Source organism: Fluviispira sanaruensis, assembly GCF_004295685.1.
Lineage (GTDB): Bacteria > Bdellovibrionota_B > Oligoflexia > Silvanigrellales > Silvanigrellaceae > Silvanigrella > Silvanigrella sanaruensis.
In genome coordinates this window covers 2,570,946-2,595,502 of the sequence record NZ_AP019368.1, presented here as the reverse complement: position 1 = coordinate 2,595,502, position 24,557 = coordinate 2,570,946, and the positions used below count along the sequence as shown (strand labels likewise).

Annotated in this window: 20 protein-coding genes and 2 tRNA genes; 10 read left to right on the top strand and 12 right to left on the bottom strand. The window is 33.4% G+C overall.

The annotated features are described in order from the left end of the window. Positions 1-80 precede the first annotated feature (80 nt). The 3 genes from EZS29_RS10915 to groES all read right to left on the bottom strand — a co-directional run bounded on the left by EZS29_RS10915 (position 81) and on the right by groES (position 3,601). Complete coding sequence (locus EZS29_RS10915; RefSeq protein ID WP_130610338.1) at positions 81-1,382, bottom strand: NCS2 family permease; 1,302 nt, start codon at positions 1,380-1,382, stop codon at positions 81-83. Between the two features lie 192 nt (positions 1,383-1,574). Then, positions 1,575-3,251: a chaperonin GroEL gene (groL, locus tag EZS29_RS10910; RefSeq protein WP_130610335.1), complete on the bottom strand. Its 1,677-nt coding sequence runs from the start codon at positions 3,249-3,251 to the stop codon at positions 1,575-1,577. Positions 3,252-3,304: 53 nt separating this feature from the next. Further along, positions 3,305-3,601, bottom strand: coding sequence for a co-chaperone GroES (groES, locus tag EZS29_RS10905; RefSeq protein ID WP_130610332.1), 297 nt, complete (start codon positions 3,599-3,601; stop codon positions 3,305-3,307). Positions 3,602-3,775: 174 nt separating this feature from the next. On the opposite strand from groES, the gene rfbA reads away from it, so the two are divergent. Beyond that, positions 3,776-4,648, top strand: a complete 873-nt coding sequence (rfbA, locus tag EZS29_RS10900) for a glucose-1-phosphate thymidylyltransferase RfbA (protein ID WP_130610329.1) — start codon at positions 3,776-3,778, stop codon at positions 4,646-4,648. A gap of 40 nt (positions 4,649-4,688) precedes the next feature. Next, positions 4,689-5,711 (top strand): dTDP-glucose 4,6-dehydratase, encoded by a 1,023-nt coding sequence (gene rfbB, locus EZS29_RS10895; protein ID WP_130610326.1) that lies wholly within the window; start codon positions 4,689-4,691, stop codon positions 5,709-5,711. Here the strand turns inward: rfbB and EZS29_RS10890 are convergent. Together EZS29_RS10890 and EZS29_RS10885 are read right to left on the bottom strand one after the other, a co-directional pair. Continuing rightward, entirely contained in the window at positions 5,682-6,398 is a 717-nt protein-coding gene (locus EZS29_RS10890; RefSeq protein WP_130610323.1) for a ubiquinone/menaquinone biosynthesis methyltransferase, read from the bottom strand. The genes rfbB and EZS29_RS10890 overlap by 30 nt on opposite strands. A 14-nt stretch (positions 6,399-6,412) precedes the next feature. Then, positions 6,413-6,489: transfer RNA gene (locus EZS29_RS10885), tRNA-Val, on the bottom strand. 155 nt (positions 6,490-6,644) lie between these two features. On the opposite strand from EZS29_RS10885, the gene EZS29_RS10880 reads away from it, so the two are divergent. Then, positions 6,645-7,133, top strand: coding sequence for a glutathione peroxidase (locus tag EZS29_RS10880; RefSeq protein WP_130610320.1), 489 nt, complete (start codon positions 6,645-6,647; stop codon positions 7,131-7,133). Between the two features lie 15 nt (positions 7,134-7,148). Here the strand turns inward: EZS29_RS10880 and EZS29_RS10875 are convergent. Beyond that, positions 7,149-7,225, bottom strand: a tRNA-Ile gene (locus EZS29_RS10875). Positions 7,226-7,350: 125 nt separating this feature from the next. Here EZS29_RS10875 and dapA point away from each other — a divergent pair. Continuing rightward, complete coding sequence (dapA, locus tag EZS29_RS10870) at positions 7,351-8,292, top strand: 4-hydroxy-tetrahydrodipicolinate synthase (protein ID WP_172603900.1); 942 nt, start codon at positions 7,351-7,353, stop codon at positions 8,290-8,292. Positions 8,293-8,305: 13 nt separating this feature from the next. Next, positions 8,306-9,223, top strand: coding sequence for a nucleoside monophosphate kinase (locus tag EZS29_RS10865; RefSeq protein ID WP_130610312.1), 918 nt, complete (start codon positions 8,306-8,308; stop codon positions 9,221-9,223). A 105-nt stretch (positions 9,224-9,328) separates the two neighbouring features. Here the strand turns inward: EZS29_RS10865 and EZS29_RS10860 are convergent, their stop codons facing one another. Next, complete coding sequence (locus EZS29_RS10860; RefSeq protein ID WP_130610309.1) at positions 9,329-10,519, bottom strand: hypothetical protein; 1,191 nt, start codon at positions 10,517-10,519, stop codon at positions 9,329-9,331. A 330-nt stretch (positions 10,520-10,849) separates the two neighbouring features. Between EZS29_RS10860 and EZS29_RS10855 the strand changes: the two genes are divergently transcribed. After that, complete coding sequence (locus tag EZS29_RS10855; RefSeq protein WP_130610305.1) at positions 10,850-11,722, top strand: substrate-binding periplasmic protein; 873 nt, start codon at positions 10,850-10,852, stop codon at positions 11,720-11,722. A 10-nt stretch (positions 11,723-11,732) separates the two neighbouring features. Here EZS29_RS10855 and EZS29_RS10850 read toward each other — a convergent pair whose 3' ends face one another. The 3 genes from EZS29_RS10850 to EZS29_RS10840 form a co-directional block, all read right to left on the bottom strand. Beyond that, positions 11,733-12,821 carry a S1 family peptidase gene (locus EZS29_RS10850; RefSeq protein ID WP_130610301.1) on the bottom strand — a complete coding sequence of 363 codons (1,089 nt, stop codon included), beginning with the start codon at positions 12,819-12,821 and terminating at the stop codon, positions 11,733-11,735. A gap of 137 nt (positions 12,822-12,958) precedes the next feature. After that, on the bottom strand, positions 12,959-19,231 hold the full coding sequence (locus EZS29_RS10845) for a calcium-binding protein (protein ID WP_130610298.1): 6,273 nt from the start codon (positions 19,229-19,231) through the stop codon (positions 12,959-12,961). Positions 19,232-19,610: 379 nt separating this feature from the next. Continuing rightward, complete coding sequence (locus EZS29_RS10840; protein ID WP_130610295.1) at positions 19,611-20,006, bottom strand: hypothetical protein; 396 nt, start codon at positions 20,004-20,006, stop codon at positions 19,611-19,613. A gap of 72 nt (positions 20,007-20,078) precedes the next feature. On the opposite strand from EZS29_RS10840, the gene EZS29_RS15950 reads away from it, so the two are divergent. From EZS29_RS15950 to fliW, 3 genes are all read left to right on the top strand, one after another. Beyond that, on the top strand, positions 20,079-20,225 hold the full coding sequence (locus EZS29_RS15950) for a hypothetical protein (protein WP_172603899.1): 147 nt from the start codon (positions 20,079-20,081) through the stop codon (positions 20,223-20,225). A 27-nt stretch (positions 20,226-20,252) separates the two neighbouring features. Then, entirely contained in the window at positions 20,253-20,681 is a 429-nt protein-coding gene (locus EZS29_RS10835) for a hypothetical protein (RefSeq protein WP_130610291.1), read from the top strand. Between the two features lie 145 nt (positions 20,682-20,826). Then, a complete protein-coding gene (gene fliW / locus EZS29_RS10830; RefSeq protein WP_130610288.1) occupies positions 20,827-21,351 on the top strand; it encodes a flagellar assembly protein FliW in 525 nt (174 codons plus the stop codon). Positions 21,352-22,168: 817 nt separating this feature from the next. On the opposite strand, the gene EZS29_RS10825 is transcribed toward fliW, so the two are convergent. Beyond that, positions 22,169-22,726 (bottom strand): YceI family protein, encoded by a 558-nt coding sequence (locus EZS29_RS10825; protein WP_130610285.1) that lies wholly within the window; start codon positions 22,724-22,726, stop codon positions 22,169-22,171. A 145-nt stretch (positions 22,727-22,871) separates the two neighbouring features. Between EZS29_RS10825 and EZS29_RS10820 the strand changes: the two genes are divergently transcribed. Then, the gene (locus EZS29_RS10820; protein ID WP_130610281.1) at positions 22,872-23,441 is read left to right on the top strand and encodes a VOC family protein; all 570 of its coding nucleotides are present in this window, start codon (positions 22,872-22,874) and stop codon (positions 23,439-23,441) included. Positions 23,442-23,686: 245 nt separating this feature from the next. Here EZS29_RS10820 and EZS29_RS10815 read toward each other — a convergent pair whose 3' ends face one another. Beyond that, positions 23,687-24,544 carry a glycosyl hydrolase family 18 protein gene (locus EZS29_RS10815; RefSeq protein ID WP_130610278.1) on the bottom strand — a complete coding sequence of 286 codons (858 nt, stop codon included), beginning with the start codon at positions 24,542-24,544 and terminating at the stop codon, positions 23,687-23,689. Positions 24,545-24,557 lie beyond the last annotated feature (13 nt).

Sequence of the window (24,557 nt, the reverse complement as noted above, 5' to 3'; positions counted from 1 at the left end):
TTTCGTATGGTTTAAAACATTTGAAAATAAATGTTTTAAATATTGATTAAGTACTTATTTTTTATCAGATGAATTAAAAATTATTTCATTATAAATTCTAAAAACGTGCTGTGTTCAGTAACGAGAGCTAAAAAGCAGATTAAAGCTAAAACCCACAGCACAGGACTGATCACTTTTATTTTCCCAACACATATTTTTAATATAACGTAGCTGACAATTCCCCAGAGCACTCCTTGGGTGATTGAAAATGTCAGAGGCATAAGAACAATTGTTAGAAATATTGGAATAATATCATCGAGGGTATTGGCTTTGACATGTTTTAAGGTTTTACACATTAAAATCCCAACAAAAATTAATATAGGTGCCGTTGCAAAAACTGGGATTGCTGTGACAATTGGGGCAATAAATAAGCAGGGTAAAAAGCAGAATGCAGCTACGATTGCTGTTAATCCTGTCCTGCCACCTGCTTGAATTCCTGTTGAACTTTCTATGAAAACAGTTGCAGGTGATGTACCAAATAAACTCGAAAATAAGGACGCAATAGAGTCAACCATAAGGGTTTCTTTTAGCCTCAGGGGGTTACCTTTTTTGTCTATAAAACCGGCACTGTTTGCAAGACCGATCAATGATGACATGGAGTCAAATAAGTTTGTCAAAAGAACGGATAAAATAACAGGAATAAAGCTCCATTTGAGTGAACCGATTAAATCGAGTTTAAAAAAATGTGATTGAAAATCTGGAGTTGAAAAGTATGTTTCGGGTAATTTTGTTAAACCAAACAGAAGAGCTATGCTTGTAATTAAAAATATTGAAAATAAAAATGCATATGATTTATTCTTATTAAATAAAATAAATATAACTAGAAATCCTAACAAACCTAGTGCTATTGGTAAATTAATATCGCCTAGCGCTATATATGTAGCAGGATTTGGCACAATCAATCCTAAATTTTTCAAGCCAATAAATGCAAGAAAAAGACCGATACCACAAGACATTGCATGTTTCATATTGTTGGGAAGTGCTTCAACAATCTTTTGGCGAATGGGAAAGACTGAAATTAAAATAAAGATAAAACTTGACCAAAAAATAATCCCAAGGGCTGTGGGCCATGGAATTTTCTCACCAATAATTAGAGAATAAGCGATAAAAACATTGAGGCCCATACCTGGAGCCAGAGCATAAGGCAAGCGAATATAAATTCCTGCTAAAAGACTCATTAAAAAAGAAATAAGAACAGTTGCTGTCAACGTTCCAGATATTGTCAATCCCGTCCCTGGGGAAGCCATAACTTGTGGATTAACAATAACAATATAAGACATAGTGAAAAATGTAGTTAAACCTGCTATAATTTCTTGTGAATAATTTATTTTCAAGGCACTCATGCAAAGCTCCCTCACTTAGAACAAAAGAAAAACTCATATCAATATAATAAACAGTTTCTTGAACTAACATCGCATTTAAAAATTGTATAGCTGCATGGAAAAGAAAGAAAAAAAAGCGGTGCACTTAACCTGTTACTGTAAAGTGCACCGCATTGAATCGACGGTTTTTGTCGAATAGGAGGAAATTGTTGATTACATATCGTAATCCATACCGCCCATACCACCCATACCGCCCATGCCACCCATACCGCCCATGCCACCCATTCCTGGTGCAGCTGCGGATTCTTTTTTAGGTTTTTCAGAAATCATAGCATTGGTTGTCAGCAATAAACTCGAAACGGAAGCTGCATTTTGCAATGCACAGCGAGTGACTTTAACTGGGTCAATTACGCCAGATTTAATGAGATCTTCGTAGTTGTCAGTAAGAGCATTGAAACCGTAAGCAGGATTGTCATTTGCTAAGATTTTGTTGACAACTACACTCGCTTCGTGTCCTCCATTGGAAGCAATAATACGAACAGGTTCTTCAAGGGCACGACGAACAAGTTCGATACCAGCTTGTTGTTCAGCGTTGTCACCTTTTATATTGCTGAGATCGAGAGAAGCACGTAAGAGTGCTACTCCACCGCCTGCAATGATTCCTTCGGCAACAGCGGCTCTCGTCGCGTTGAGAGCATCTTCAATGCGATCTTTCTTTTCTTTGAGTTCAATTTCTGTAGCTGCACCAAGGTGAATCACGGCTACACCGCCTGCAAGTTTTGCGAGACGCTCTTGAAGTTTTTCACGATCGTAGTCAGAAGTTGTTTTTTCAATTTGTCCACGAATTTCTGCAATGCGTGCTTTAATATTTGCTTCGAGACCTTTTCCGCCTGTGATAACGGTATTGTCCTTATCAACAACAACTTTTTCAGCTTCGCCAAGATCTTCAATAATTGTTGTTTCCAGTTGCATACCAACTTCTTCAGAAACAACAGTCCCTTTGGTAAGAACAGCAAGGTCATCGAGCATAGCTTTGCGACGATCGCCAAAGCCTGGAGCCTTCACTGCACAAACTTTGATAGTGCCAGAGAGTTTATTGAGAACGAGAGTCGCGAGTGCTTCGCCTTCAACGTCTTCAGCAATGATAAGAAGAGGGCGGCCATTGCGTGCAATGTTTTCAAGCAATGGAACCATGTCCTTCATAACAGAAATTTTCTTATCAAAAAGAAGGATGTATGGGTTTTCGAGGACAACTTCAAGGCGTTCTTGGTCAGTGACCATATAAGGAGAGAGATATCCACGGTCAAACTGCATCCCTTCAACAACATTTACATAGGTGTCGAGGCCTTTGGCTTCTTCAACAGTGATAACTCCATCTTTCCCAACTTTTTCAATAGCTTCAGCAATCATTGCACCGATGGCAGAGTCATTGTTAGATGATATTGTCGCAACTTGAGCAATTTCATTATTGCCACTTACAGGACGTGCCACTTTGTGCAGGTTAGCGACAACAGCTTCTACTGCTTTGTCTATTCCGCGCTTCAATTCGACAGGGGAATGGCCCGCAGCGAGCATTTTGAAACCTTCGCGATAAATAGCCTGTGCTAATACAGTCGCTGTTGTTGTTCCGTCGCCAGAGTCGTCATTGGTTTTAGAAGCAACTTCTTTAACCATTTGCGCACCCATATTTTCGAATTTATCTTCGAGTTCGATTTCTTTTGCAACAGTAACGCCATCTTTGGTAATGAGCGGGGCACCATAGCTTTTTTCAATCAAGACATTGCGGCCTTTTGGGCCAAGAGTGACTTTAACAGCATTTGCTAAAGTATTTACGCCAGCAAGCATCTTTTTTTGCGCATTTTCATTAAAAGAAATCATTTTAACAGCCATTTTGTATTCCTTTGAGTTAAATTTATAATTATTAATTTAATTTATACATTTATTTAAGCTTCAATGACCGCAAGAATTTCTTCTTCTTTAATGAGAAGATAGTCTTGTCCGTCAATCTTAACTTCGTTGCCACTCCACTTGCCGAAAAGGACTTTATCACCTGATTTAACTGCTGGTGCCTGACGGGTGCCGTCTTCAAGGATTTTACCATTGCCAACAGCAATAACTTTTCCTTCTACTGGCTTTTCTTTTGCGTTATCAGGAATAAGAATTCCTCCTGCAGTTTTTTGTTCTGCTTCGAGGCGTTTGAGAAGCACACGATCATTAAGAGGACGAATGGATTTGCTCATAAATGACTCCTTATAAAAGGTTTGAAAATTGCTCGTCAGGAGCATTAGCAATAGGCTAAGCATCAATGATGCTATGTCAAGTGTTGATTTAGAGTTGTATCATTTGGTTAAAAGAATTATGTGACCTGAGTCCAAAAGTATTTAGAATCTGTAAATAATTATGATGGAGTCCAAATGAAAGGTATAATTTTAGCAGGAGGAACTGGCAGTCGGTTGTATCCTGCAACAAGTAGCTTGAGTAAGCAGCTTATGCCCATTTATGATAAACCTATGATCTATTATCCGCTCTCCACTCTAATGCTTGCGGATATTAAAGACATCTTAATTATATCTACACCACGTGATTTACCTGCGTTTAAAAATCTACTGGGTGATGGGAAACAATGGGGTATTTCTTTATCTTATGCTGAGCAGCCCAGTCCCGATGGACTTGCCCAGGCTTTTATTATAGGTGAAGAATTTATTGGTGAAGACAACGTATGTCTTATATTAGGGGATAATATTTTTCATGGAAATGGTTTGGGAAGTATTTTAAGTGAAGTAAAAAATAACTTAAATGGAGCGACTGTTTTTGGCTATTCCGTGAATGATCCTGAAAGATATGGTGTTGTCGAATACGATGAAAATTTTAAAGTCATTTCTATTGAAGAGAAACCAAAAATTCCAAAATCGAATTGTGCGGTCACAGGATTGTATTTTTTTGACAAGAGAGTTTCTTCTTATGCTAAACAACTGAAGCCATCTGCACGAGCTGAGCTTGAAATTACCGATCTCATGAATGTATATTTAGCAAATGAAGAACTGAAGCTTGAAATTTTGCATAGAGGTTTTGCTTGGCTAGATACGGGAACGCATCGCTCATTATTAGAGGCATCACTTTATGTATCGGTTCTTGAAGAACGACAAGGTTTAAAAGTTTCTTGCCCAGAAGAAATTGCTTGGAGAAAAGGTTTTATATCAACAGAAGAATTTGAAAAACAAGCAATGACTTTAGTAAAAAGTGGCTATGGAAAATATTTATTAAAACTTATAGGTATCAATGTTTAGAAAGTAATTCAAAAATTAATTTTTGAAGTTGGAGAGATTCATGTTTAAACCGAATTCAATCCTCGTTACAGGATCGGCAGGATTTATTGGCTGTAACTTTGTTAAATATTTATTAGCTCAGAACAAAGATATTAATATTGTGAGTCTTGATAAATTAACTTATGCGGGATCAATTCAAAATTTAGAATCTTTGCCAAATGCGCATCGTCATAAGTTTATTCAAGGAGATATTTGTGATAATATTTTAGTCGATAAATTATTAAGAGAATTTAATATCGATACAATTGTGCATTTTGCAGCAGAAAGTCACGTGGATCGTTCCATCGAAAATCCAGCAGAATTTATTCAGACCAATATTTTGGGCACATTTAATTTATTAGAAAATGCGCGTCGCTTTTGGTTACAGGAAAAAATGTGGGACAGTAATAAATGTCGCTTTCATCATATTTCAACAGATGAAGTCTATGGTACTTTGAGTGAAAATGATCCTTCTTTTTCAGAAGAAACCGCATATGCTCCTAATTCTCCTTATTCTGCAAGTAAAGCAAGCTCCGATCACTTTGTCCGTGCTTATTTTCATACATTTGGTCTGCCAGTGACAACTTCAAATTGCTCAAATAATTATGGACCTTTTCAGCATTCAGAAAAGTTAATTCCTACTGTTATTCGCTCTTGTCTGGCAAATAAACCCATTCCTATCTACGGCAACGGAACAAATATCCGCGATTGGCTATTTGTAGAAGATCATTGTTCTGCAATTGAAACCATATTATTAAATGGAAAAATAGGTGAAGTTTATAATATTGGTGGCAGAAGCGAAGAAAGTAACATTAGTTTAGTTAAGAAAATATGTCAAATTTTGGATAATTTGAGACCTGTGGGGAAAAGTTATAGCGAATTGATTTCATTTGTTACGGATCGTCCAGGTCATGATTGGCGTTATTCGATTGATAATACAAAAATTCAAAATCAATTAAGTTGGACGCCGCAGTATAATTTAAATACAGGATTGGAAAAAACAATTCAATTTTATTTAGCAAGTGGCTTTTTGAGCAGAGTATAGATACACAATACTGGCACCGAGTGTTTCATATTTTGCATTGATAAAACCAGCGTCATAAAGTTCTGCAACAAATTGTTTTCCACTAGGAAATACATCAACTGATGCTTTGTAAAATTGATAGGCTGGTTTGTATTTCGATATTTTCTCGCCTATAAAAGGTAAAATTTTTGAATAACTATTGTAGAGGCTGCGAATAAATTTAAATTCAGGACGACCACTTTCAAGTATAATGACAGAGCCCCCAGGCTTGAGAACCCGTTTGATTTCTCGAAGGGCGCCAGAGTGAGGACGTATATTTCTAATTCCCCAACAGACTGTCACGGTGTTAAAAGTTTCATCTAAAAACGGCAATGAAAGACCATCTGCAAGGAGCAATTTGATATTTTTCTGAAAGAGATGTGCTTTGGCTTTAAACTTTTCTCGTGCAATATTTAACATTCCTTCAGAGGCATCTATTCCTGTAACATTGATATCAGAGCGATCGGAAAATAAGCCCAAGATAACGTCACCTGTTCCGGTGGCGACATCGAGAATATGAGAGTTTTTTGGGGAAAGTTTTAAGGCTTTTTTACAGAGAGATCTGCGCCAGAGACGATGCAAGCCAAGTGTCATGGCATCGTTCGCTAAGTCATAAGCTGGTGCGATAGTATTGAACCCATCAACAACATTGTAGTTTTTTGAATTCATTGGGCCACCAAAGATGGTGCAATCGAGAAGACTCGAACTTCTGACCCCCACGATGTCAACGTGGTGCTCTAACCAACTGAGCTACGACTGCATTGAGATTTCGTTTACCGAAGCAGACTAGCATTGTCAATAGAAAGAGTCTAGTTTTCATGAAATAGCTCAAACTGAGCTGGACACGATCAGTTCCCATGCTAATATTTCAAATTGTTATCAAACGACTTAAGAAAATGCCTAAGGAGTAAACAAATGTCAGAGCAAACTATTTATGATTTTGAAGTGAAAACAATTGATGGTGCTATGAAAAAGCTTGCAGAGTACAAAGGGCAGGCCATGCTGATCGTAAACACAGCGAGCCAATGTGGTTTTACTCCTCAGTATAAAGGACTCGAGGAATTAAACCGCGCCTATGCAGATAAAGGTTTAAAAATATTGGGTTTCCCATGTAATCAGTTTGGCAAGCAGGAGCCAGGGGATGAAAATGAGATTAAAAATTTCTGCAGTTTGAATTATGAAGTCACTTTTCCAATGTTCGCAAAAGTGGATGTCAATGGAGACGGAGCCCATCCTTTGTTTAAATATTTACAAAAGAAATGCAAAGGGATATTTGGCACAGAATTTATCAAATGGAACTTCACAAAATTTCTAGTAGGTAAAAATGGGGAAATAATCAAACGTTTTGCGCCTGCAGATAAACCAGAAGATATGTCTAAGGATATTGAAGAAGTTTTGAAATAAATGCAGAATTAAAAGTGGTGGGCCGGGAGGGACTCGAACCCCCAGATCGTCTCGTTATGAGCGAGCTGCCGTAACCATTTAGCTACCGGCCCAAATGGTAAACACTGGTTAACAAATCCAGACGACAAGGTCAACTCCCCTGTGAAAATCTTGCTAAGTTTCTTTAAGAGGAATAATCTACAAGTGGTCGTCTAAATTTTCGAGTAAGGAGAAACCCTTGAGCCACCTACCCTTTTCAGGAGTCATAACTGCACTTATCACACCTTTTAATCGTGAAGGTGAATTGGATTTACCCACATTTAATAAATTTTTGCAATATCAGAAAAAATCAGGAATCAATGGTGTTGTGGTATTAGGAACGACCGGTGAAAATGTGTCTTTAAGTGAGGAAGAATCGATTGCACTTGTCATCAATGCGCTTGAACATCAAAGTGAAGATTTTCATATTTATGTAGGTACTGGAACCAACTCAACAAAGACGACCATTGAAAAAAGTATAAAATTTTCTCTCTTGCAGTCTTCAGCGGGACAAAAAGCAAAAGGAATTATGGTTGTCACTCCTTATTACAACCGGCCGAATCAAAGTGGCTTAGTGAAACATTTTGCAGAAGTAGCGCATGCCATCCCAAATACCCCTCTGTGCATTTACAATGTTCCCAGCAGAACTGGGGTAAATCTTCTCCCCCAATCGCTCGTGCAAATTGCCTTAGAAAATAAAAGTATTGTTGCTATTAAAGAGGCCGCAGGCAATGTTAATGCTATAGCTGACATGCGAATAACTTTAAATGAAAATGGCAAAGAAAATATCACTATCCTCTCAGGGGATGATGCCACATATGTTCCTGCTTTATTGTGCGGTGCAGAGGGAGTTATCTCTGTCACATCAAATATTATCCCTAAAGCCATGCTTGAAATTTTAGAAAAATTTAAAAAAGGTGATTTATTGGGGCTGCAAAAACTTCATTTATCAACTTTTTGCATTAATAGCGGAATATTTTCTGTACCTAATCCCATTGGCGCAAAATGGATTTTATCGCATTTAGGAATTTGTGGAGCAAATTTGCGAGCACCGCTTTATCCTGCTAGTGATAGCGAGGCAAACATGCTCAAGGACATTCTTCTTCAGCTTGAAAAAAATAATATAAAAATACTTACTTAATACAGGACTCAATATGACTCTCAATCGAGTTGCTTACGAACTGGAATCCAAGATAAAAGTTGAAAGAGTTTCACTCAGAGGCCCTGGTGTTCTTATTTTAACTGGACCTTCAAGTTGTGGAAAAGGGGAAGTTGCAGCAGCTTTATCTAAAGTCATGTCCATTCCTCCTGAAGCTCATTTATCCATGGGTGAAATTTTGCGTACGACATTTCAGCGCGCCAAAAATGAAAAAAGTTATGCAAATCTTCTTGCTGATAATTATAAAATTTCATCGGAGTCCAATATTTTTGACTGCGTCGACACTACAGATGATCTGACAAAAAAAGTATTGAATTATATCCCAGAGATGGAAGCTTTTTTTAAAAGAACCCAAATGGAAAAGTTTACCAGTCAGCTTGATTGGCTTGAATTTTGCACGATGAATGGGCTGCTTGTTCCCAATCGTTGGACGCAAGATTTTATTTCAGCCCATATTGAGCACGCACCCGAATTTCGCACACACCCATTTATTCTTGATGGATATCCAAGAACAGTTAAAGCTGCACAGCATTTAATCGGCTTTCTCAAGAAATTTAATATTCCTGTTATAAAAGTTTTGCATTTGAGTATAAGTAAACAAGAAATGCTTTCGCGTGCAACGAAGAGAGGGAGAGCTGATGATGATGAGCAATCTCTGCTCAGTCGCTATCAATTTTATATTGAGAATGTTCATCCCAGCGTTGACTATTTAAAAACTCAATTGGGATCCGAAGCAATTGCACTTGTCGATGCCCATCAGCCTGTTTACTTAAAAAATGGAGATCAAAAGCATTTCGACTTAGAAAAATCTATTCTAAATGTGGTAGCTTCTTCCTTGCGTTGTCTTGGTGTATCAAGAATGACAGTAAAGGATCTTCTCGATCAATTGATTGAAATGCAAAAAAGCAAATAAGAAAACGACTTTGTTACTTCATTTTAAATGCATCATCTAAAATATATTATATTTTTATTTCAGTTCATTCTGACTTGGATTTGAAAAGAATAGTATCTTTATTTTTTATCTTAAATTTACGAAAAAACCGGCAAGTAGTTCGTTGGGTTTATTTATAAATGGGATATTTCTTTCTCCATATAAAGTATTACTATTATAATAGGTGTATTTAGCGAAAGTACCAAAATATGTTCCTTCTAGTTCTGTTAATAAACTTCCTCCCCAATCAACAGTATCTCCAGCACCGATGAGCAGTTGAGGCTTTATAATCAAGTATTTAAAATAGCTTGAATTTAATTTTAAAGCTAAGCGAAATTGTGAGACAAATTCATCATAAGAGATTCCATTATAAACTTTTTCATAAGATAAACCAAAGTTTAAGGCATCATTGACTCGATAATTAAGTATAGTTTTTATGGAAAGTCCTCTTGAATTTAAAAATGTATAAAAGTCTGGAAGTGAAAATCCAAATATTTCTATAGGTTTTATATCTTGTTCGCCATTATAAAAATATTTTATATTTCCCCATAAGAGTGAATAAAAAGTTCCACTTGCGAATAAGCTAAAATTATATGAACTCATGATATCTTCTTTTGAAATGTTTAACCCTAATGTTTTATATCTCTTTAGAATAATAGCGGGATCTCCACTGGCACTTGAAATGCTAAAATATTCCTCAGGACCATTTTTATTGTCAATGTAAAAAAATAAATCAGGAACTGAACCTCCTCTTTCGTATATTCTATCAGATAAACGTTCACTTAAAAGAATTTCATTATTCACACCGCCTGCTGTAACGATGAGATCTTGAGATGTGTTTAAAAGTGAATAGTTTCCTGAGGTCGATGCACCTACTGGCCCTGTTTTAGCTCTTTTAAAAACCATTTCAAAATAAGAGTTTGCGGTTACTGAATTATCTTCACCCACGTTATACCTTATAATATTATATCCATAGCTTTGAAAGCGTGTTGCATGGCCAAATTCGTGAAAAGGGGTATTTAGATATGTTGTATTAATATATTCTCCAAGAATTCTTGATAATATAAATGAAAATGATCTCCCAAAAATGTTACTATCCAACGAAAGTTTTCTAAATCCCCAATCATATGTATCAATGACTGACATTGGAAAATAGACAATTCCCTCATTCGAATTGTATTGAGTCTCCCAATATCCATTTGTGAGGGTGAAACGATTGGTGGCCTCAGAATTTTCCTCAGCAAATATGGGTAACGATATTAGGAAAATGTTAATCATTAAAAAGAATTTCAAATTTTTGAAAAACATATTTTTTACTTTCAATGACATATTTATTTTTAAGTATCGGATTAAAATTTTTATATTTTATATTAGAATTAGCTTAATAAAATTTTTGATAAATCTATAATTTATCAATTTATCAAAATGTTTTAATATTGGAATTCTAGTGGAAAATTATAAAATTTTATAGAAAACATATATTTTTTATTGAATTGACAAAACAGATAATTTGACAATAAAATATATTGAACTGTATGCCTGTCATAAATTTTTTACATAAAAGTATACAAAAAATACTTTCGCGAGCACCTAAAAGAGGGGAAATTGATGATTTTGAACAAACTCTGCACAGTAGTTATCAACTCTGCTGCCATATTAAGAGAATCTTTAGCAAAGGTTAATTTATTTAAGCAAAAAAAATTATTGCAAATTATATGTTTTTTAATTTTAATGAGTAATTTACATGCTATTGCATTTGAAGAAAAGGTTCAAATATTACTTGTAAATTATAATAATTCAGCTCCTTGGAATGTGAATAAGGATAATACGGAGGGGTTAAATGTTGAATTGGCAAATTTTTTAAATAGGGATAAAAAAAGTCCATATACCTTTAAACCAGAATTTTATCCAAGAAAACGAGTGGATTATTTATTAGAAAAAAAAGATGTTCCTATGGTTATTGCATGGGTAAATCAGAAATTTTTTCCAAATGATTTTGTAGATAAGTTTTATTGGACAAAAAATATTACAGAAGATTTTCAAGTGGTAGGGTCAAATAAAAATAAAATTGTAGAATATCAGAATCTAGAATCGCTTGTTGGAAAAAAGTTTTCAGCTGTATTCGGCACACGATACAAAACTTTAGAGCCGTATATTAGAAAGGGAAAAATTATTCGGGTTGACTCCTATCGTTTCGACGAAGCACTCACTAAAGTAATTGGTAATGAAAACTCTTTGGACTTTTTTATATTAGAAAATTCTTTTCTTCAGTATTTAAAGAAACGGAATAATATTTTATTTTCTAACAAAAATATTTATATTGCAAAGCAGCCTTTTTCACCGCCCTATGGAAGACATTTAATGGTGGCTAAAAGTGATAAAATGCTTTTTCAATATTTAAATGCAAAAATTGAAGAACTCAATATAGACAAGGATTGGAAGAAAATATTGAGAGAATATGGTCAAAGTAATCAAGAATAATTTAAAAATATCAATAGGTCGTTACATTCACGCCACTCGTTGATGTTATCCAGTTGATATAATTTCCAACAGTTGTGTATATACTATATCCATCATTGCAGTTCGAAGCTATATTATAATCATAAGAAAAGGAAGGATATGAGCCAGAAGGTTTCGGAGTTAAAATATTATTATTCCCTTGAGTTAAAGCTGCGAGTACGTACTCAGTGCTTCCTGTCGTAAAATTTCTCCTAGAGATGTAAACGGGACCGCCAGAATCGCCTTCGCAGGTACCAAGAGCAGAATAGGGTCCTATAACAGTTAAATAATTTTGGAAGGCACTGCTTGAGGTTCCAGAGTTATAGAGAGAGACACGTTCGCTTAGGATTTGATCGTGAGTTCCCCCTATTGGAGTATTGATAAAAAATTTGTGACCCGAGGAGTTAACAATATTGTCGTTGAGCTTGCCAAAACCGGCCATCCATTTCGTTTCTGTCGTCGAAATATTTTGCGGATCTGCAAGAATAGAAACAGGTGAATAGCCGTAGGCACTTATGTTTCCATTGATTTTTACCCATGCGATATCATTCAGACTACATGCATAAATTGAATATTGAGCACAGGATATATAATTTGAATTCCTTTGCCAACAAGAAATTGCAGCGCTTGAGGCAGTGGTTAAAGAATTTGAAAATTTAACATATCCGGGTGAAGTTGATGTAAAATCTACGTTATCAAAGCAATGAGCTGCCGTTAAGATTAAATTGCTTGCAACGACTGTGCCTGTGCAAAGTGTATTGCCGTTCAGTATTATAGCAACTGTATTTGTTTGTGCAGGAGCGAAGGTATTATTTAGTGTTGCATCTGTTCCACCCACAATCGATAATGGTTTTTTTTGTATGGGATCGATTTGAGTCAGAGGATTGCTAAATTTCATAGTGGGTTGTGCAATATTGATATTTAATTCTTTTGCAGAGCTGGCAAACTTTGAATTTGCCAGACAACTCGCTGGTCCAGGATTGCTTGGTGTTATAATACTTGAAGATCCGTTGGAGCCGCAAGAATTGAGTATTATGCTAAAAATGCAGGTTATACTGAATAAAAAATTTCTTATATTCATGGATTTCCTCTGAATAAAGAATTGTATATTCTAAATATAATATTTTTTTGTAATTTTTTTTATATAAGATCAAAATGCTGTCAAAAGATTGGAATGCATACATTGCAATAAATTATTGCAATGTATGCTCTGCGTTTTTAAAGCTCGAGACTCATTAAATCGTTATCAGCTAGATTTGAAACTAAGTCTTTAAAATCTTCAGAATTTATTTGAAGAACATTATTCGTTTTTATCGTAAAATTCTTAGAACTAAATTCATGATTATTAAAGTAATCTTTTAGCACAATAAATGAAGATTTTTCTTGCATAGAATTTGCTTCTAACTGTATGACAAGATCGTTTTCAAGATGGGCAAATTTAATTTTATTTTTTATTTTTCTTATATTTGGATCATTGCTCATATCATGTTTAAAATCTAGGATATTATCCTTTTGACGCAAGGTTTCGTTTTCAATAACATGGTATGTATCCTTGAAAATTTCAAAATGATATTGATTTATTGCTAAAAATAAGTCATTGATTGAAAATTCAAATTTTTCTGATTCAAGTAAATTTCCAGTAACTTTTTTCATAACATTTTTATTTAAAGAATTCGTTACTAAATTCATGATTGAGAGAGGAATGGTAAGTTTTTTGCCAACCTGAATTTGTAAATGTTGATTTTCTAAATGATTAAACCAGTTTTTAAGGACTACAACATAATTTTTTTCTTCAACAGTATCGAAGAAGTTAATTTTTAAATGTTGGTTGGAATCTGTAGAATTAGATATTTTTGTAAAATAAATATTTGATATTGTATTTCTGGAGTCAGAGATAATAAGAGAATCTGTTTTTTCTTGCTTATCTTTATTGTTTATTTCAACAAAGATTGGTTTTGAATTTTCGACTAATGAAAGATTTGATAGATTGAGAATATAACTGTCATGCCCCTTATCACCGGCTAATTGAATAAATTCTTCGTGCTGTCCATTAACATAATTAAGTAACACATTATCGATATTTTGCGATTCATTTTCAAGTTTTTCTGTTTCAAGTAAGACCGATAAAGTGTCATCGCCATCGTTGCCTTTTAAATAATCAACTCCCTTTTGCCCATTGATAAAGTTATCTTGGCTATCGCCAAAAATAACATCATTGCCATTTGTGCCTATGACGTTTTTAAATTCTAAATTGAATGCGTCTTTTTTGAGTTCACTTATTTTTTCTGGATTTCCGGACATATAAAGCGCTTTAAAAGTATTTATATTTGTGTTTTCCCGCGCAGAATATTGGAGTTTTTCATCCATTCTGACTATGGGTGAATTTCCTTTTAAGTTAATTGTATTTATATATTGTCCGCTTAAATAATCAGAAGAATTTTCATCAGAATTATCTAAACTTCCATTTAAAGTTGTATAAACATTGCCGTTGACATCAGATATGCCAAGATGTTTGTACTTATCACTTACATAATAATATTTAATTCGAATGTATTTAACAAATTCTTCGTTTTCATAGACTCCAAGGAGAAGATCATGGCCATCTCTCAAAGTGGATAAATTTTCGATATCTGTCATAATAGCATCGTAATAATCTTTATAATTATTATTTGTTCTATGATCAAAATTATTGATAATTTTCTCAGTTCCTTTAGCAACATCCTTTTTCAATATGACATAGACATCACTGCCAATTCCACCATGCAATTCATCATTGCCAGTGCCTGGATACAAGATATCATTTCCTGCATATGTTTTGATAATATCATTTCCCTCTTTGCCAAAAATAACATTATTGGAATCATTGCCATCAATAACATCATCATTTTTTGAGCCGATTACATTTTCTACATTTCTAATTTCTAAAAATTGATTGTTTTTATTAGTATTTCCATTTAAAGAGATAAAGACTTTTTCGTTTTTAATATTAATCCCTTGAAGATTAATTGTATCAATTCCGTCTCCACCATCGATAAATCCATTTGTAGGCGAACCTTCAATTTTTCCTTGTAAATAATTATAAAATTCAAAAATATCCTCTTTATCGCCTCCAACAAGTTGTAAAATATAACTTGCAGGATGAATATTAAATAAATTTTTATTATTCTTATTTGCCGAAATGGAGCTGATCATATTTCCATGTTTGCCTTGATCTCCTATTCCGACAAAATATAAATCTGCTTTTTGACTGTCAGGGATATTTTTTATTTTTTCCAGATTCTCTGCTGAAGGAGTGTCGAATTTTTCAATCATCGGATAATTGGCATCGACGTTTGGACAAGGTGTAGTCGAGTTGTAGTTATGATGAGTAGCAAATCCACTGAATCCGCTTCCAGGAGGTGCTGCTGGTATTATAGTTGCTTTTTTGGCCAAGCGAGAGTGATTCAAATTTATAAAGGCCAAATGATCGGCTAAAAGAGATTCAGTTTCTGTACTGTCGCGTTCATTTGAAAAATAAGAATTGTTTGTTAAGCACATATGCTTATCTTTTTCGATTGGTCTGGGAATTTGTGTTTTTTGCGTGCTACACATTCCATATGCACAATAGGTAGAAAGTACTGCGTGGGTATATGGAACGTATAAATTTATTTTTGGGAATACTATTTTATTGAAATAGTAGGAGTTATTTAGTTTATTTTTCCCAATATTTTCTAAAAATTCTTTATTGTTGAGGGCCATGATTTCGGGAATAGTTGTTTCTTCCATTTCTTTAGCGGTCTTTTTTACAATGAATTTTGGATCTTCACCTGTGCTGTATTGGCCAAAGAAATTTCCAATGGAATTCAAAACGACATATTCTTCAGAAAATCCGAGCTCCCTCAGTTGTTCCGAAGTACGCACAGCATTGTATGTACCCTGGGAGAACATAATGGTAAAACCAATTGCTGTGCCAATAGGTCCAGCTTTGGCAGTTAAAGGCAACAACAGTGCTGTGCCAAGAGAAGTTGCCGCAGTTGCTGTCGTCAAGGAAGCATTTACGTAGAGGTCTGTTTTTAGTGATTTATTTTCTGTAGCTTGTCCAGCTTTAAAAAGTTCAACGGCTTGCCAAATATCAAGACCCGCCGAAGCAACGTTGAGGGCAATTTGGATGGAGCCAATTCCTTGGAATGATTTTGGGTGCTTCACCCAAAATTTTTGTCCACCCGCAGTGCGTGCTAGGTCAAAAGCTAAATCAGCATTGTTAAAAGAGAAACTCAATGCTCCACGGGTTGCATCAGCAATTTGACCATTTTGTACAGATTGATGAATACTGGAGAGTGACTGCGGCATAAGTAAAAAATTCATACCTACGTTATATTTATTGGCTACATTTGAAAACTTCTCTATTCCTGCATAGGAATACTTGGCAATATTCGCTTTCGAAAAAGTTTTGCTCTTTTTTGGAGAAATATTATTAATATTATTGTATTTGTCCAATTGTTCGACCACCCCATCTGTAATTGGGCGGATTGTATTCGCTCTAAAAATACTCTTTGCAGCGGCTTCATATGTTAACTTAAACACGCTGCGCAATTCTTTACCAAAAGCTCCTTTCATTTTCTTTAATTTAGCAAAGAATGTTTGATCGGTAGAGCCTGCAAAATCATTTGTTTCAAACGCAAGTTTCGTAAATTCATCGACAGAATTTTTTTCAGCTTGCGTAATGTTTTCATAATTATTTAAATCTTCTAAATAAAGCTTTCTATCAAAGATATAAACAGATTTATCCTTTTTTGAGAAAATAAGTGGTTTGCTTGGTTTGTCGCTATTCCCAGACAATTGGGGGAAGTAGTAGACAAAAAAGCCTGGTAAAGGATTTGGAATATTCCAAGGTTGTTTATTTGTTTTTACGACAACTTCTTTTAGATAGCGATGGGCTATTTTTTTCTTATCAAGCGCGGATTGTTCTCCTGAAAAGGGAAAACCATTTTGTAAAACAATTTTCTTAACTATTCTGCGATCAAACTCACCGGAAAGACCAAATTCATCGAAAAAAGTAAAAATACTTGTGATAGTTTCACCAATATTTTGATTCGTTAATGAGGATGATTTTACCTTTTCAATAAGTACAGGGGAATAAACACTATTGGAAACTTCATTATTAGTATTTAAGAGTCTGAGATGTGTAGAGATAAACTTAATAAAATTAAGTGACTTTACTGAATTATTATCGTTTGAGTTGCTGTTTAATAGAAGTTTTGCTTGGTCAATAAATTCTAAGTTTTTATTAAATAATTGTGGATTATCTTTGGGGAACATTTTTCTGAGATTCTTTAAATAAATTTCAGAATAGTAAACTTTTTTTGCAGAATTTATTTTCGAATGTTTATTTTGCCAATCCTGCTTTAAAGTACGAATAAGCTCTTTACTGTCAATATTAGAGTTTAAAATCAATGCATCATATATTTTTTGCCAGACACGCACTTGTGCTTTTTGATGAGAAAGGTCTACGAGTTTTGTGCTGCGATCGAGTAACTTAACAATGAGAGGATCGTTTGGGTTGTCGAGATCTCCTTTGGCGATTTTGGCTTCCTTAGAGTCTTCTGCAGGAGCTTCAAATTCAAAATTTTTATCTATGTATTGATCACTCATTTGTGAAGTGACAATTCCAAGAATGGTTGAACCTGCACCAAAGCCAGACAGAGCAGGCATACCAAACACAAGTGGACCTGAAACAAACATGGCAGCCTGTCCAGCAGTTAACATTGTATCGCCCGTGGCCCGCATGCGGATCCAATTGCGTTTGCTCTTATAAAAACTCTCTAGTATTTTTTTGGTGTTTAAAATATTTTTTTTACTGTGTGGATCTAAATTGGATGCTTTAACTTCATCCCAAAAACTGCTTTTTATCATCTCGTCAAGCCAGGTATTTAAAGATTTTAATTCCTTATTATTGTCAGAGATTTTTGATAAGCCTGCCAAAACCATTTGTGCTTGACCTGCAGCTAAAAAAGTATTGCCAATTGCTTCTACAGATAATAAATAATTTTCAAATGTCAGTGCTTTTGCTGAACCCGCTGCGAATGTTTTAGAGTTTAACGTTGTCAATTCTGCAAGAGTTTTTGCTTCAAATGCGACCATCCCATAGTACATGGAAGACAGACCGCGGCTAATATTGGGTAATATTGATGTTGCTGCAATACTTTTGCTTAATGAATCATTTAAGCCGTTTTGATATTCAAACAGTGAGTTTAAAGATGTGGCAACATATTCTTGATCGTGCACTGGGAGTGATTTTATTTTATCAATTGATTTTAACTTACTAAATAATTGAGTATACTCGCTATTTAATAATGTTAAGTGTGTGTTTGAATGAGTTTTAATTGCATGCACTTTAATATTATGATTTTGTACAAGATCAAGAAGTTTATTAAAAATTTTTGCATCTAATTTTGTTTGTATTTTTTTTGTATTTATAGCCTTCAGCACTTCTTGAGCAAACTCGATTTTAAATTTTGCATTTTCCATTGCAATTTCACGCGCAATTTTGCCTTGTGCAGATAATGATTGATCAGAAGCATCTAGGGAGCTTAATAATACTTCTTTAGCGGCGATTTCATTTTCCATATTCGTAATGATTTCTTTGCGCAGGGCTTTTGTTTCCTCAATGCTCTCTGTGTATTCGTTTTTTGTTTCTTGAAATTCTTCACTTGCGCCTTCATATCCAATAAAAACGGCTCCGCCGAAAATCATATATATTGAGGATTTGAGCGAAAGCTCGAGATGTTTAGGGAGACCTGAGTTTTCAAGTGCTGAAGCAAGGTCATCAAAGCCATCAATCACAAGAGCTTTTCCAGCATCTTGCGTCTTTAAATTTATGACTTTATTATGTGCATCTTTCCCTCTTAATTTGCGAATGACATATTTAATTGTTTTTGCCTTTTTCGCAATGTAAGCAGAACTATTCTCTATTCCTGTATAAACAACCTTGATATCATTTAAATTTTGAAATGTATCACTTTCTCCCGTGCTATTATCAGTGACTTTAAATTTTTGTGAGCTATTTTTTTCGACAATTTCTATTGAAATATTAAATGTTTTTTCAAGTTCGACGATATCATCACTTTTACGAGAAATAATTTCGTGACTCAATTGTTCTTCGAGTTTTTCGAGGGAACTATCGCTTAATGATATTTCATGTGGCCTTTGATTGATATAAATAGTTGCATATAGTTTCCAAGGCTGAACAGCATCGTCAGCATCTTTCTCTATTTTTAAATCATAGTCTTCATACATTAGAGTCAGTTCAAACAATTTTTGTTCATTTTCATCTTTTAATAAGTCCAAATCGATTTCATCGAGAAAGTCATAAGCATTTTCAGCAGTGCTGTTGCTTAATTTTAAGGAAGAAAGATGATTATTCTTATCAGATGGCTGATTACAACCAGCGCTCATTAAGCTTAGAGAAATTATTGTAAGAAGTGGCGTTGGATATAGAATCTGGAGTTTCATGAAATTCCTTTCAATAACGTGTTAATTTGAGATGTTTAAAGAAAAATTGATATTTTCGAAAAAAGATGATTTTGGCCGCAACTGTTCAAATTCTTTATTTTAAAGAATAAATTAAATTATTTTGTTTTTTTTAAAAATAACTATTTTCTAAGCAAATAAGAATAAAACTGTCATAATTGATAATGAAATTCAAAATCAACAAGAATGGTCTTATAGACAAATTTATAAAAAAACAATAATATTTACAAAATATAAAAAAATTTTTTTGAGCAATTAATAAGCAGTGTTGAATTGTGATGAATTTTAAGTTTATTAACTGTTTTTGAACTAAATGAAATATAATTTTTTTTATGTAGGGTGATATTTTTTATCTATATGTCTAAGATGCAACTTTTGTCTCGTCGCTTTCGCTATTTAAATTTTCAGAAGATGGAGTTGCATTTTCTGCAACAGAGGATTCACTTTCCGATAACTTTAATATCACTTCATTTAGCAATTCTTCTAAATGCTTTTCCTTTGCACGCAAATGAAATAGACATCTGCGATTCATTTTTGCATCAACTTCGATTGCACGACTTGAGATGGCCATAAAATTTTTTTTGTCACCTTTTGAACTCATATTTAAGAGAGAACGCTGATGTGTTATAACTCTATGAAATGAAAGTCTTTCAATGCTACTCAGAACTGCATTCCGGCATTTTATAAGTTTGTGCAAAGATTCCAATGTTGTTTCCAATTCCATTTTTCTTTTTTTTAGGTCATCCATATCTAGCATAATAAACTCCAAAATCTACATATATTTATAATGACATTCATTTTTCGGTCTATTTTCATAAACTCTTTATTTATGCAAAATTTATTTTGCCAACAATGTTACTTTTCATCGGAAGAAAGACAAATATGGCTCGCAACTTTTACAGCAGGTTTAGGAAGAGTTCGTTTTATGGATGTCATTGCTAACGAAACAATTATTTGGCGACAACTAGCTAGGTAAGATATTTATGCCAAATATGCACAGGAAATGAATTCATCGGTAGAGACTCTCCTAAAATACAGCATAATGTGTATTTCAAGCGATATGGCAATGGATCTACTGAAGTCAATTAAAATCAAATTTTCTTTTAACACTTGGAGAATTATTTCTAAGGACGCATTGCCTAGAGAATATTTATTCGGAATTAAAAATGCACTTTATAATAAATATTTAGAGATATCCTTTGAATGTTGGTATTTTTTAGGCGAGGAAAGCACAGCACTTGCTGTAAGCATTTCAGAAAATTATTATCTTAGATTTGATCATAAATATTTGCACTTAAGTGGTGAGTATCATTTTACGGAGAATTCGTATGCAAATTTGAAAATAGTTAACAACAATCTTCTCCTTACGGATAAGATGTTTTCCAAAATTAAATCCAGTCAATACACCTGGCATAGTCAATTACAAAATTAATTATATAATTGACTATGCAATTGGTGCATCGTAGAAATTAAAATATTTTGACGTGTCAATATTCATAGCAAATCTTATTGCACTTCCCAATTCCATAAACTAACTTAGATATTGAGCAATTGTAAGGAATGTAAAGGGGGCTGCCTTGAAACTAAACACTTCGCGTTTTGGAGAGATAGAAATTAGTGAGAGTGATTTGCTCAATCTGCCTGAAGGATTGATTGGTTTTCCTGAACTCAATCAGTTCATTTTGTTAGATCATGATACTGACTCACCTTTTAAATGGCTGCAGTCTATCAATGATCCATCTATGGCATTTATAGTGATAAGCCCACTTTCGTTTAGACCTGATTATATGGTTGAAGTAACAGAAGAAGAAGTTTCTGCATTGAAATTAGCTAATCCAGATGAAGCCGTTATTTCAGTAATAGTCACGATTCCAATGGATCCTAAAAAAATGAGCGCCAATTTAAAAGCTCCGTTGGTTTTTAATTTAAGTAACAAACTAGGTAAACAAGTCATTTTGAAAGATCCTCAATACCAGACAAAGCATTTTATAATGGAAGAAATGAAAAGATATTCTCAAAGAGAGTCACAAAACGATCTCAAAAAGGCAATTCAACAGCAACTTGCAAGTAAAGTTGAAAATGAAGCCAGCTCAAAAGGCTAATTTCTTTAAAATTTTATAAAGACTATTATAAAATTAAAAATATTAACTTATGAAAATATTATATTTTTTTATCGTCTATATTTCTTTTTTCCAGCTTGGCCAAGTGAGAAAATAATAATTCAATATCATATTAGACCTTATTTCTTTATAAAAGATGTTAACAATGGCATAATATATAAATTGGTAACGAAAATATTAAAAGATTTAAAAATTCCTTTTGAGTTTGAAAAAATGTCATTTGCGCATAATGTGCAAGAAATAAGGAAAAATAGTAGAAGAATTTGTTATCCTGCAACAAATTTTAATAGTGAGAGAAAAAAAATATGCAAATTTTAGTATTCCTTTTTTTAAAGATAAAAATATGGTTATTATTGTAAGAAAAGATGATAAAAGTTTTTTAAGTTCAGCATGTTCTGATGAATTATTAAAGAATAAAGATTTATAATTACTTAAAAAATTTGCTATTTTTTTGAAGATTCAATCGTTCAAAAATTGCTGAGTTATAGGAACTATTCCCCTTCTATGGATGCTCAAAAAGAATCCATAAGTTTATTAATTTCCTCAATAAATAATTTGAAAATGATAGAAATAATCTCAAATAATGAAGCAGATTATTTTTTTATGGGCGGAAATTAATTTGAATTTATTTTAACCTATTTGCCGAATAAATCTAAAAATCTTGGAATTACTCCTCTAACAAATGCAACATCAAGTTCTGTCCGTCATTTTATGCGCACTTTGAGAGTGGATTAAGATAAAATTGAAAAGATTAATAAATCTATAAAAAAAATAATACAATCTCGTAATTAATTCAAATTTAGTTTTTTATTGGTTGCAAATTTAAAATTATCTGAACTTCATCAGAAATAAATGAACCATATATTATATTAAATTCTTTTCTATTAATGATACATGAAATTTGAAATTTATCTTGATCATCACTTTTTATACCAGAAAAAGTAACCGATTTTGTGATACCCTTTATAGTGAGATCTCCCGTAACTTTGAAATTCATTTGTTCTCCTGTTAAGTTTTTACCAACAAATTTCATATTGGGGTACTTCGCAACCTCAAAAAAATCTTCACTTTTCAGATGCTTATCTCTTGACTCGCTGTCTGTGTCGATTGAACTCGTTTCAACTATGCCTTCAATTTTTGAATTTAAAAAATTATCAGATAATTTTAGATTGCCTTTAAATATATTGAATTTTCCGCTTACATTCATAAATCCCAAATTTTTTATTTTAAACTCTACTTTAGAGTCTTTTTGATCAAAAATGTAATTACCTGCTTGCAATGCATTAGCATTACTAATTAAAAGTAATAAAGCTGAGATAATTAATGATATAGAGAAGAATCGATTCAATTTTGTCATTTTTTCCTCAAGTGAAGATTATGTAATTTAATTGTATTCTATAAGTAGCTCAATAACAATTTTTTTGACAAAGAAATGAATTGAAACCGCTTTAAAATTTTGCCATTATCACTTTTGGAAAAATAAAATGCTAAAGGAGAAAAATATGGATCCTCGCCCTCCACGTACACCATGGCTGTTACCTTACTTGTCTGTTCGTGATGCTAAACAATCTTTGGATTTTTACAAAAAAGCTTTTGGCTTTAAATCAAAAACTAAGCCAGGTAAGGATGGACAGATTCATCATGCAGAAATGACTTATAAAAATATCACATTATTTATGTTTGCCCCAGAAGGAGCAATGGGAGATAAAGCAAAATCTCCCGCTTCGAGTTTAAATCCACCACCAAATATGCTTTACGTGTATGTTGATAACGTCGATAAATTTTACAAAAATGCAATTGCAAACGGTGCACGTGGAACAATGGAGCCTGAAGATACATATTGGGGCGACAGGATGTGCGCTTTGGTAGATATTGATGGATATGCTTGGGGATTTGGTAAGTTAATTAAAAAGAAAACTTCAGCAAAAAAATCTTCCAAAAAGAAAGTAACAAAGAAAACGACGAAGAAAATGTCAGCTAAAAAATCGTCTAAAACAAAAAGCGTTAAAAGTACAAAAAAGAAACCTTCCAAAAAGAAAGTTTCTAAGAAAAAATCTGCAAAGAAAAAATGAAATAATAAATTTTAATTTATCTGAAAATTTTCTTTTTTTAATGAATAACCCCTTAAATAAAATAGGGTTTTATTTCCTCTTATAAAAATCTAAAAGAAACTATTCTACACTTTAACTTTGAATATTTTTAAGATCTGGAATATGCTAAGCATCCATTAAAACTGAGTTCTGAAAGAATTGATATGTTTTATAATTAATTATAAATATATAATAAATTTAATGGATCTGTTGTTTATTTAAATGAATCACCTTAAACAATTTGGTAGAACATTTATTGTCAAAGAATTATTTGTATTCGTTTGAACAAGCGAATTTAAAAAATTTTGAGAATTAGCTTTAATGTCATAAATCATGATACCTGCAAAATTATTATTTAAAGTATATTGATTCACTGAAGATGGGGAGGGGTAATTTATATTTGTCCAACTGCCTAGCAGTAAATTTTCTTTTTTCATACCGTAATTTAAGTATGGATTTAATCTTCCTGCAAAATTATTCGATGAATAAGTCATTTCCCATCCAAAGTCCAAATACTTTGCCAATTTATGATTTGAAAATTCGAAAGAATCCGAAAATAATGCTTTTGACAAAATTTTATTTTTGAATGCGGGATCTGCTTTAATCAACTGAGCAAGATCGGCGAGAGAGTTTTCATTTGTAGAGCAATTGGAATACTCATCATCGATATCGACTCCATCAAGTTTATATTTATTTACAATTTTGACAATGTCTTTTGCAAATTTGATCTTACTTAGCGTATTTGTCATACAGGCCCAACCTGCGTTTTGATGGTTTCCAAGCAAAGTAATTAAAACTTTTATTCCTTTTTTCTGTAAGTCCTCTATTTGTTTGTAATCATTACTCAAAAGATTCATGACTTGCGGATTGAAATATATAACAGGATTGTTTGGATTATCCCCATTGATATTCGCAGCGAAAATTGATGTCATTTGAATCAATGGTTGATTATTGTCTGAGCGGACAAAACAGCCAACATTAGACAATTGATTCGAATTGACTTCTACGTATGACATCACCAAATGGGCATTGGCATGAGTTATAGAAGATAAAGAAGCAAAACTTACAAATAAAAGTTTTTTCATCAAATACCCTTTT

What these genes read in the sequence shown, in the direction of transcription:
- EZS29_RS10915 (WP_130610338.1), bottom strand. Translation starts at nt 1,382, where the DNA reads ATGAGTGCCTTGAAAATAAATTATTCACAAGAAATTATAGCAGGTTTA.
- groL (WP_130610335.1), bottom strand. Translation starts at nt 3,251, where the DNA reads ATGGCTGTTAAAATGATTTCTTTTAATGAAAATGCGCAAAAAAAGATG.
- groES (WP_130610332.1), bottom strand. Translation starts at nt 3,601, where the DNA reads ATGAGCAAATCCATTCGTCCTCTTAATGATCGTGTGCTTCTCAAACGC.
- rfbA (WP_130610329.1), top strand. Translation starts at nt 3,776, where the DNA reads ATGAAAGGTATAATTTTAGCAGGAGGAACTGGCAGTCGGTTGTATCCT.
- rfbB (WP_130610326.1), top strand. Translation starts at nt 4,689, where the DNA reads ATGTTTAAACCGAATTCAATCCTCGTTACAGGATCGGCAGGATTTATT.
- EZS29_RS10890 (WP_130610323.1), bottom strand. Translation starts at nt 6,398, where the DNA reads ATGAATTCAAAAAACTACAATGTTGTTGATGGGTTCAATACTATCGCA.
- EZS29_RS10880 (WP_130610320.1), top strand. Translation starts at nt 6,645, where the DNA reads ATGTCAGAGCAAACTATTTATGATTTTGAAGTGAAAACAATTGATGGT.
- EZS29_RS10865 (WP_130610312.1), top strand. Translation starts at nt 8,306, where the DNA reads ATGACTCTCAATCGAGTTGCTTACGAACTGGAATCCAAGATAAAAGTT.
- EZS29_RS10860 (WP_130610309.1), bottom strand. Translation starts at nt 10,519, where the DNA reads ATGATTAACATTTTCCTAATATCGTTACCCATATTTGCTGAGGAAAAT.
- EZS29_RS10855 (WP_130610305.1), top strand. Translation starts at nt 10,850, where the DNA reads ATGATTTTGAACAAACTCTGCACAGTAGTTATCAACTCTGCTGCCATA.
- EZS29_RS10850 (WP_130610301.1), bottom strand. Translation starts at nt 12,821, where the DNA reads ATGAATATAAGAAATTTTTTATTCAGTATAACCTGCATTTTTAGCATA.
- EZS29_RS10845 (WP_130610298.1), bottom strand. Translation starts at nt 19,231, where the DNA reads ATGAAACTCCAGATTCTATATCCAACGCCACTTCTTACAATAATTTCT.
- EZS29_RS10840 (WP_130610295.1), bottom strand. Translation starts at nt 20,006, where the DNA reads ATGCTAGATATGGATGACCTAAAAAAAAGAAAAATGGAATTGGAAACA.
- EZS29_RS15950 (WP_172603899.1), top strand. Translation starts at nt 20,079, where the DNA reads ATGCAAAATTTATTTTGCCAACAATGTTACTTTTCATCGGAAGAAAGA.
- EZS29_RS10835 (WP_130610291.1), top strand. Translation starts at nt 20,253, where the DNA reads ATGAATTCATCGGTAGAGACTCTCCTAAAATACAGCATAATGTGTATT.
- EZS29_RS10825 (WP_130610285.1), bottom strand. Translation starts at nt 22,726, where the DNA reads ATGACAAAATTGAATCGATTCTTCTCTATATCATTAATTATCTCAGCT.
- EZS29_RS10820 (WP_130610281.1), top strand. Translation starts at nt 22,872, where the DNA reads ATGGATCCTCGCCCTCCACGTACACCATGGCTGTTACCTTACTTGTCT.
- EZS29_RS10815 (WP_130610278.1), bottom strand. Translation starts at nt 24,544, where the DNA reads ATGAAAAAACTTTTATTTGTAAGTTTTGCTTCTTTATCTTCTATAACT.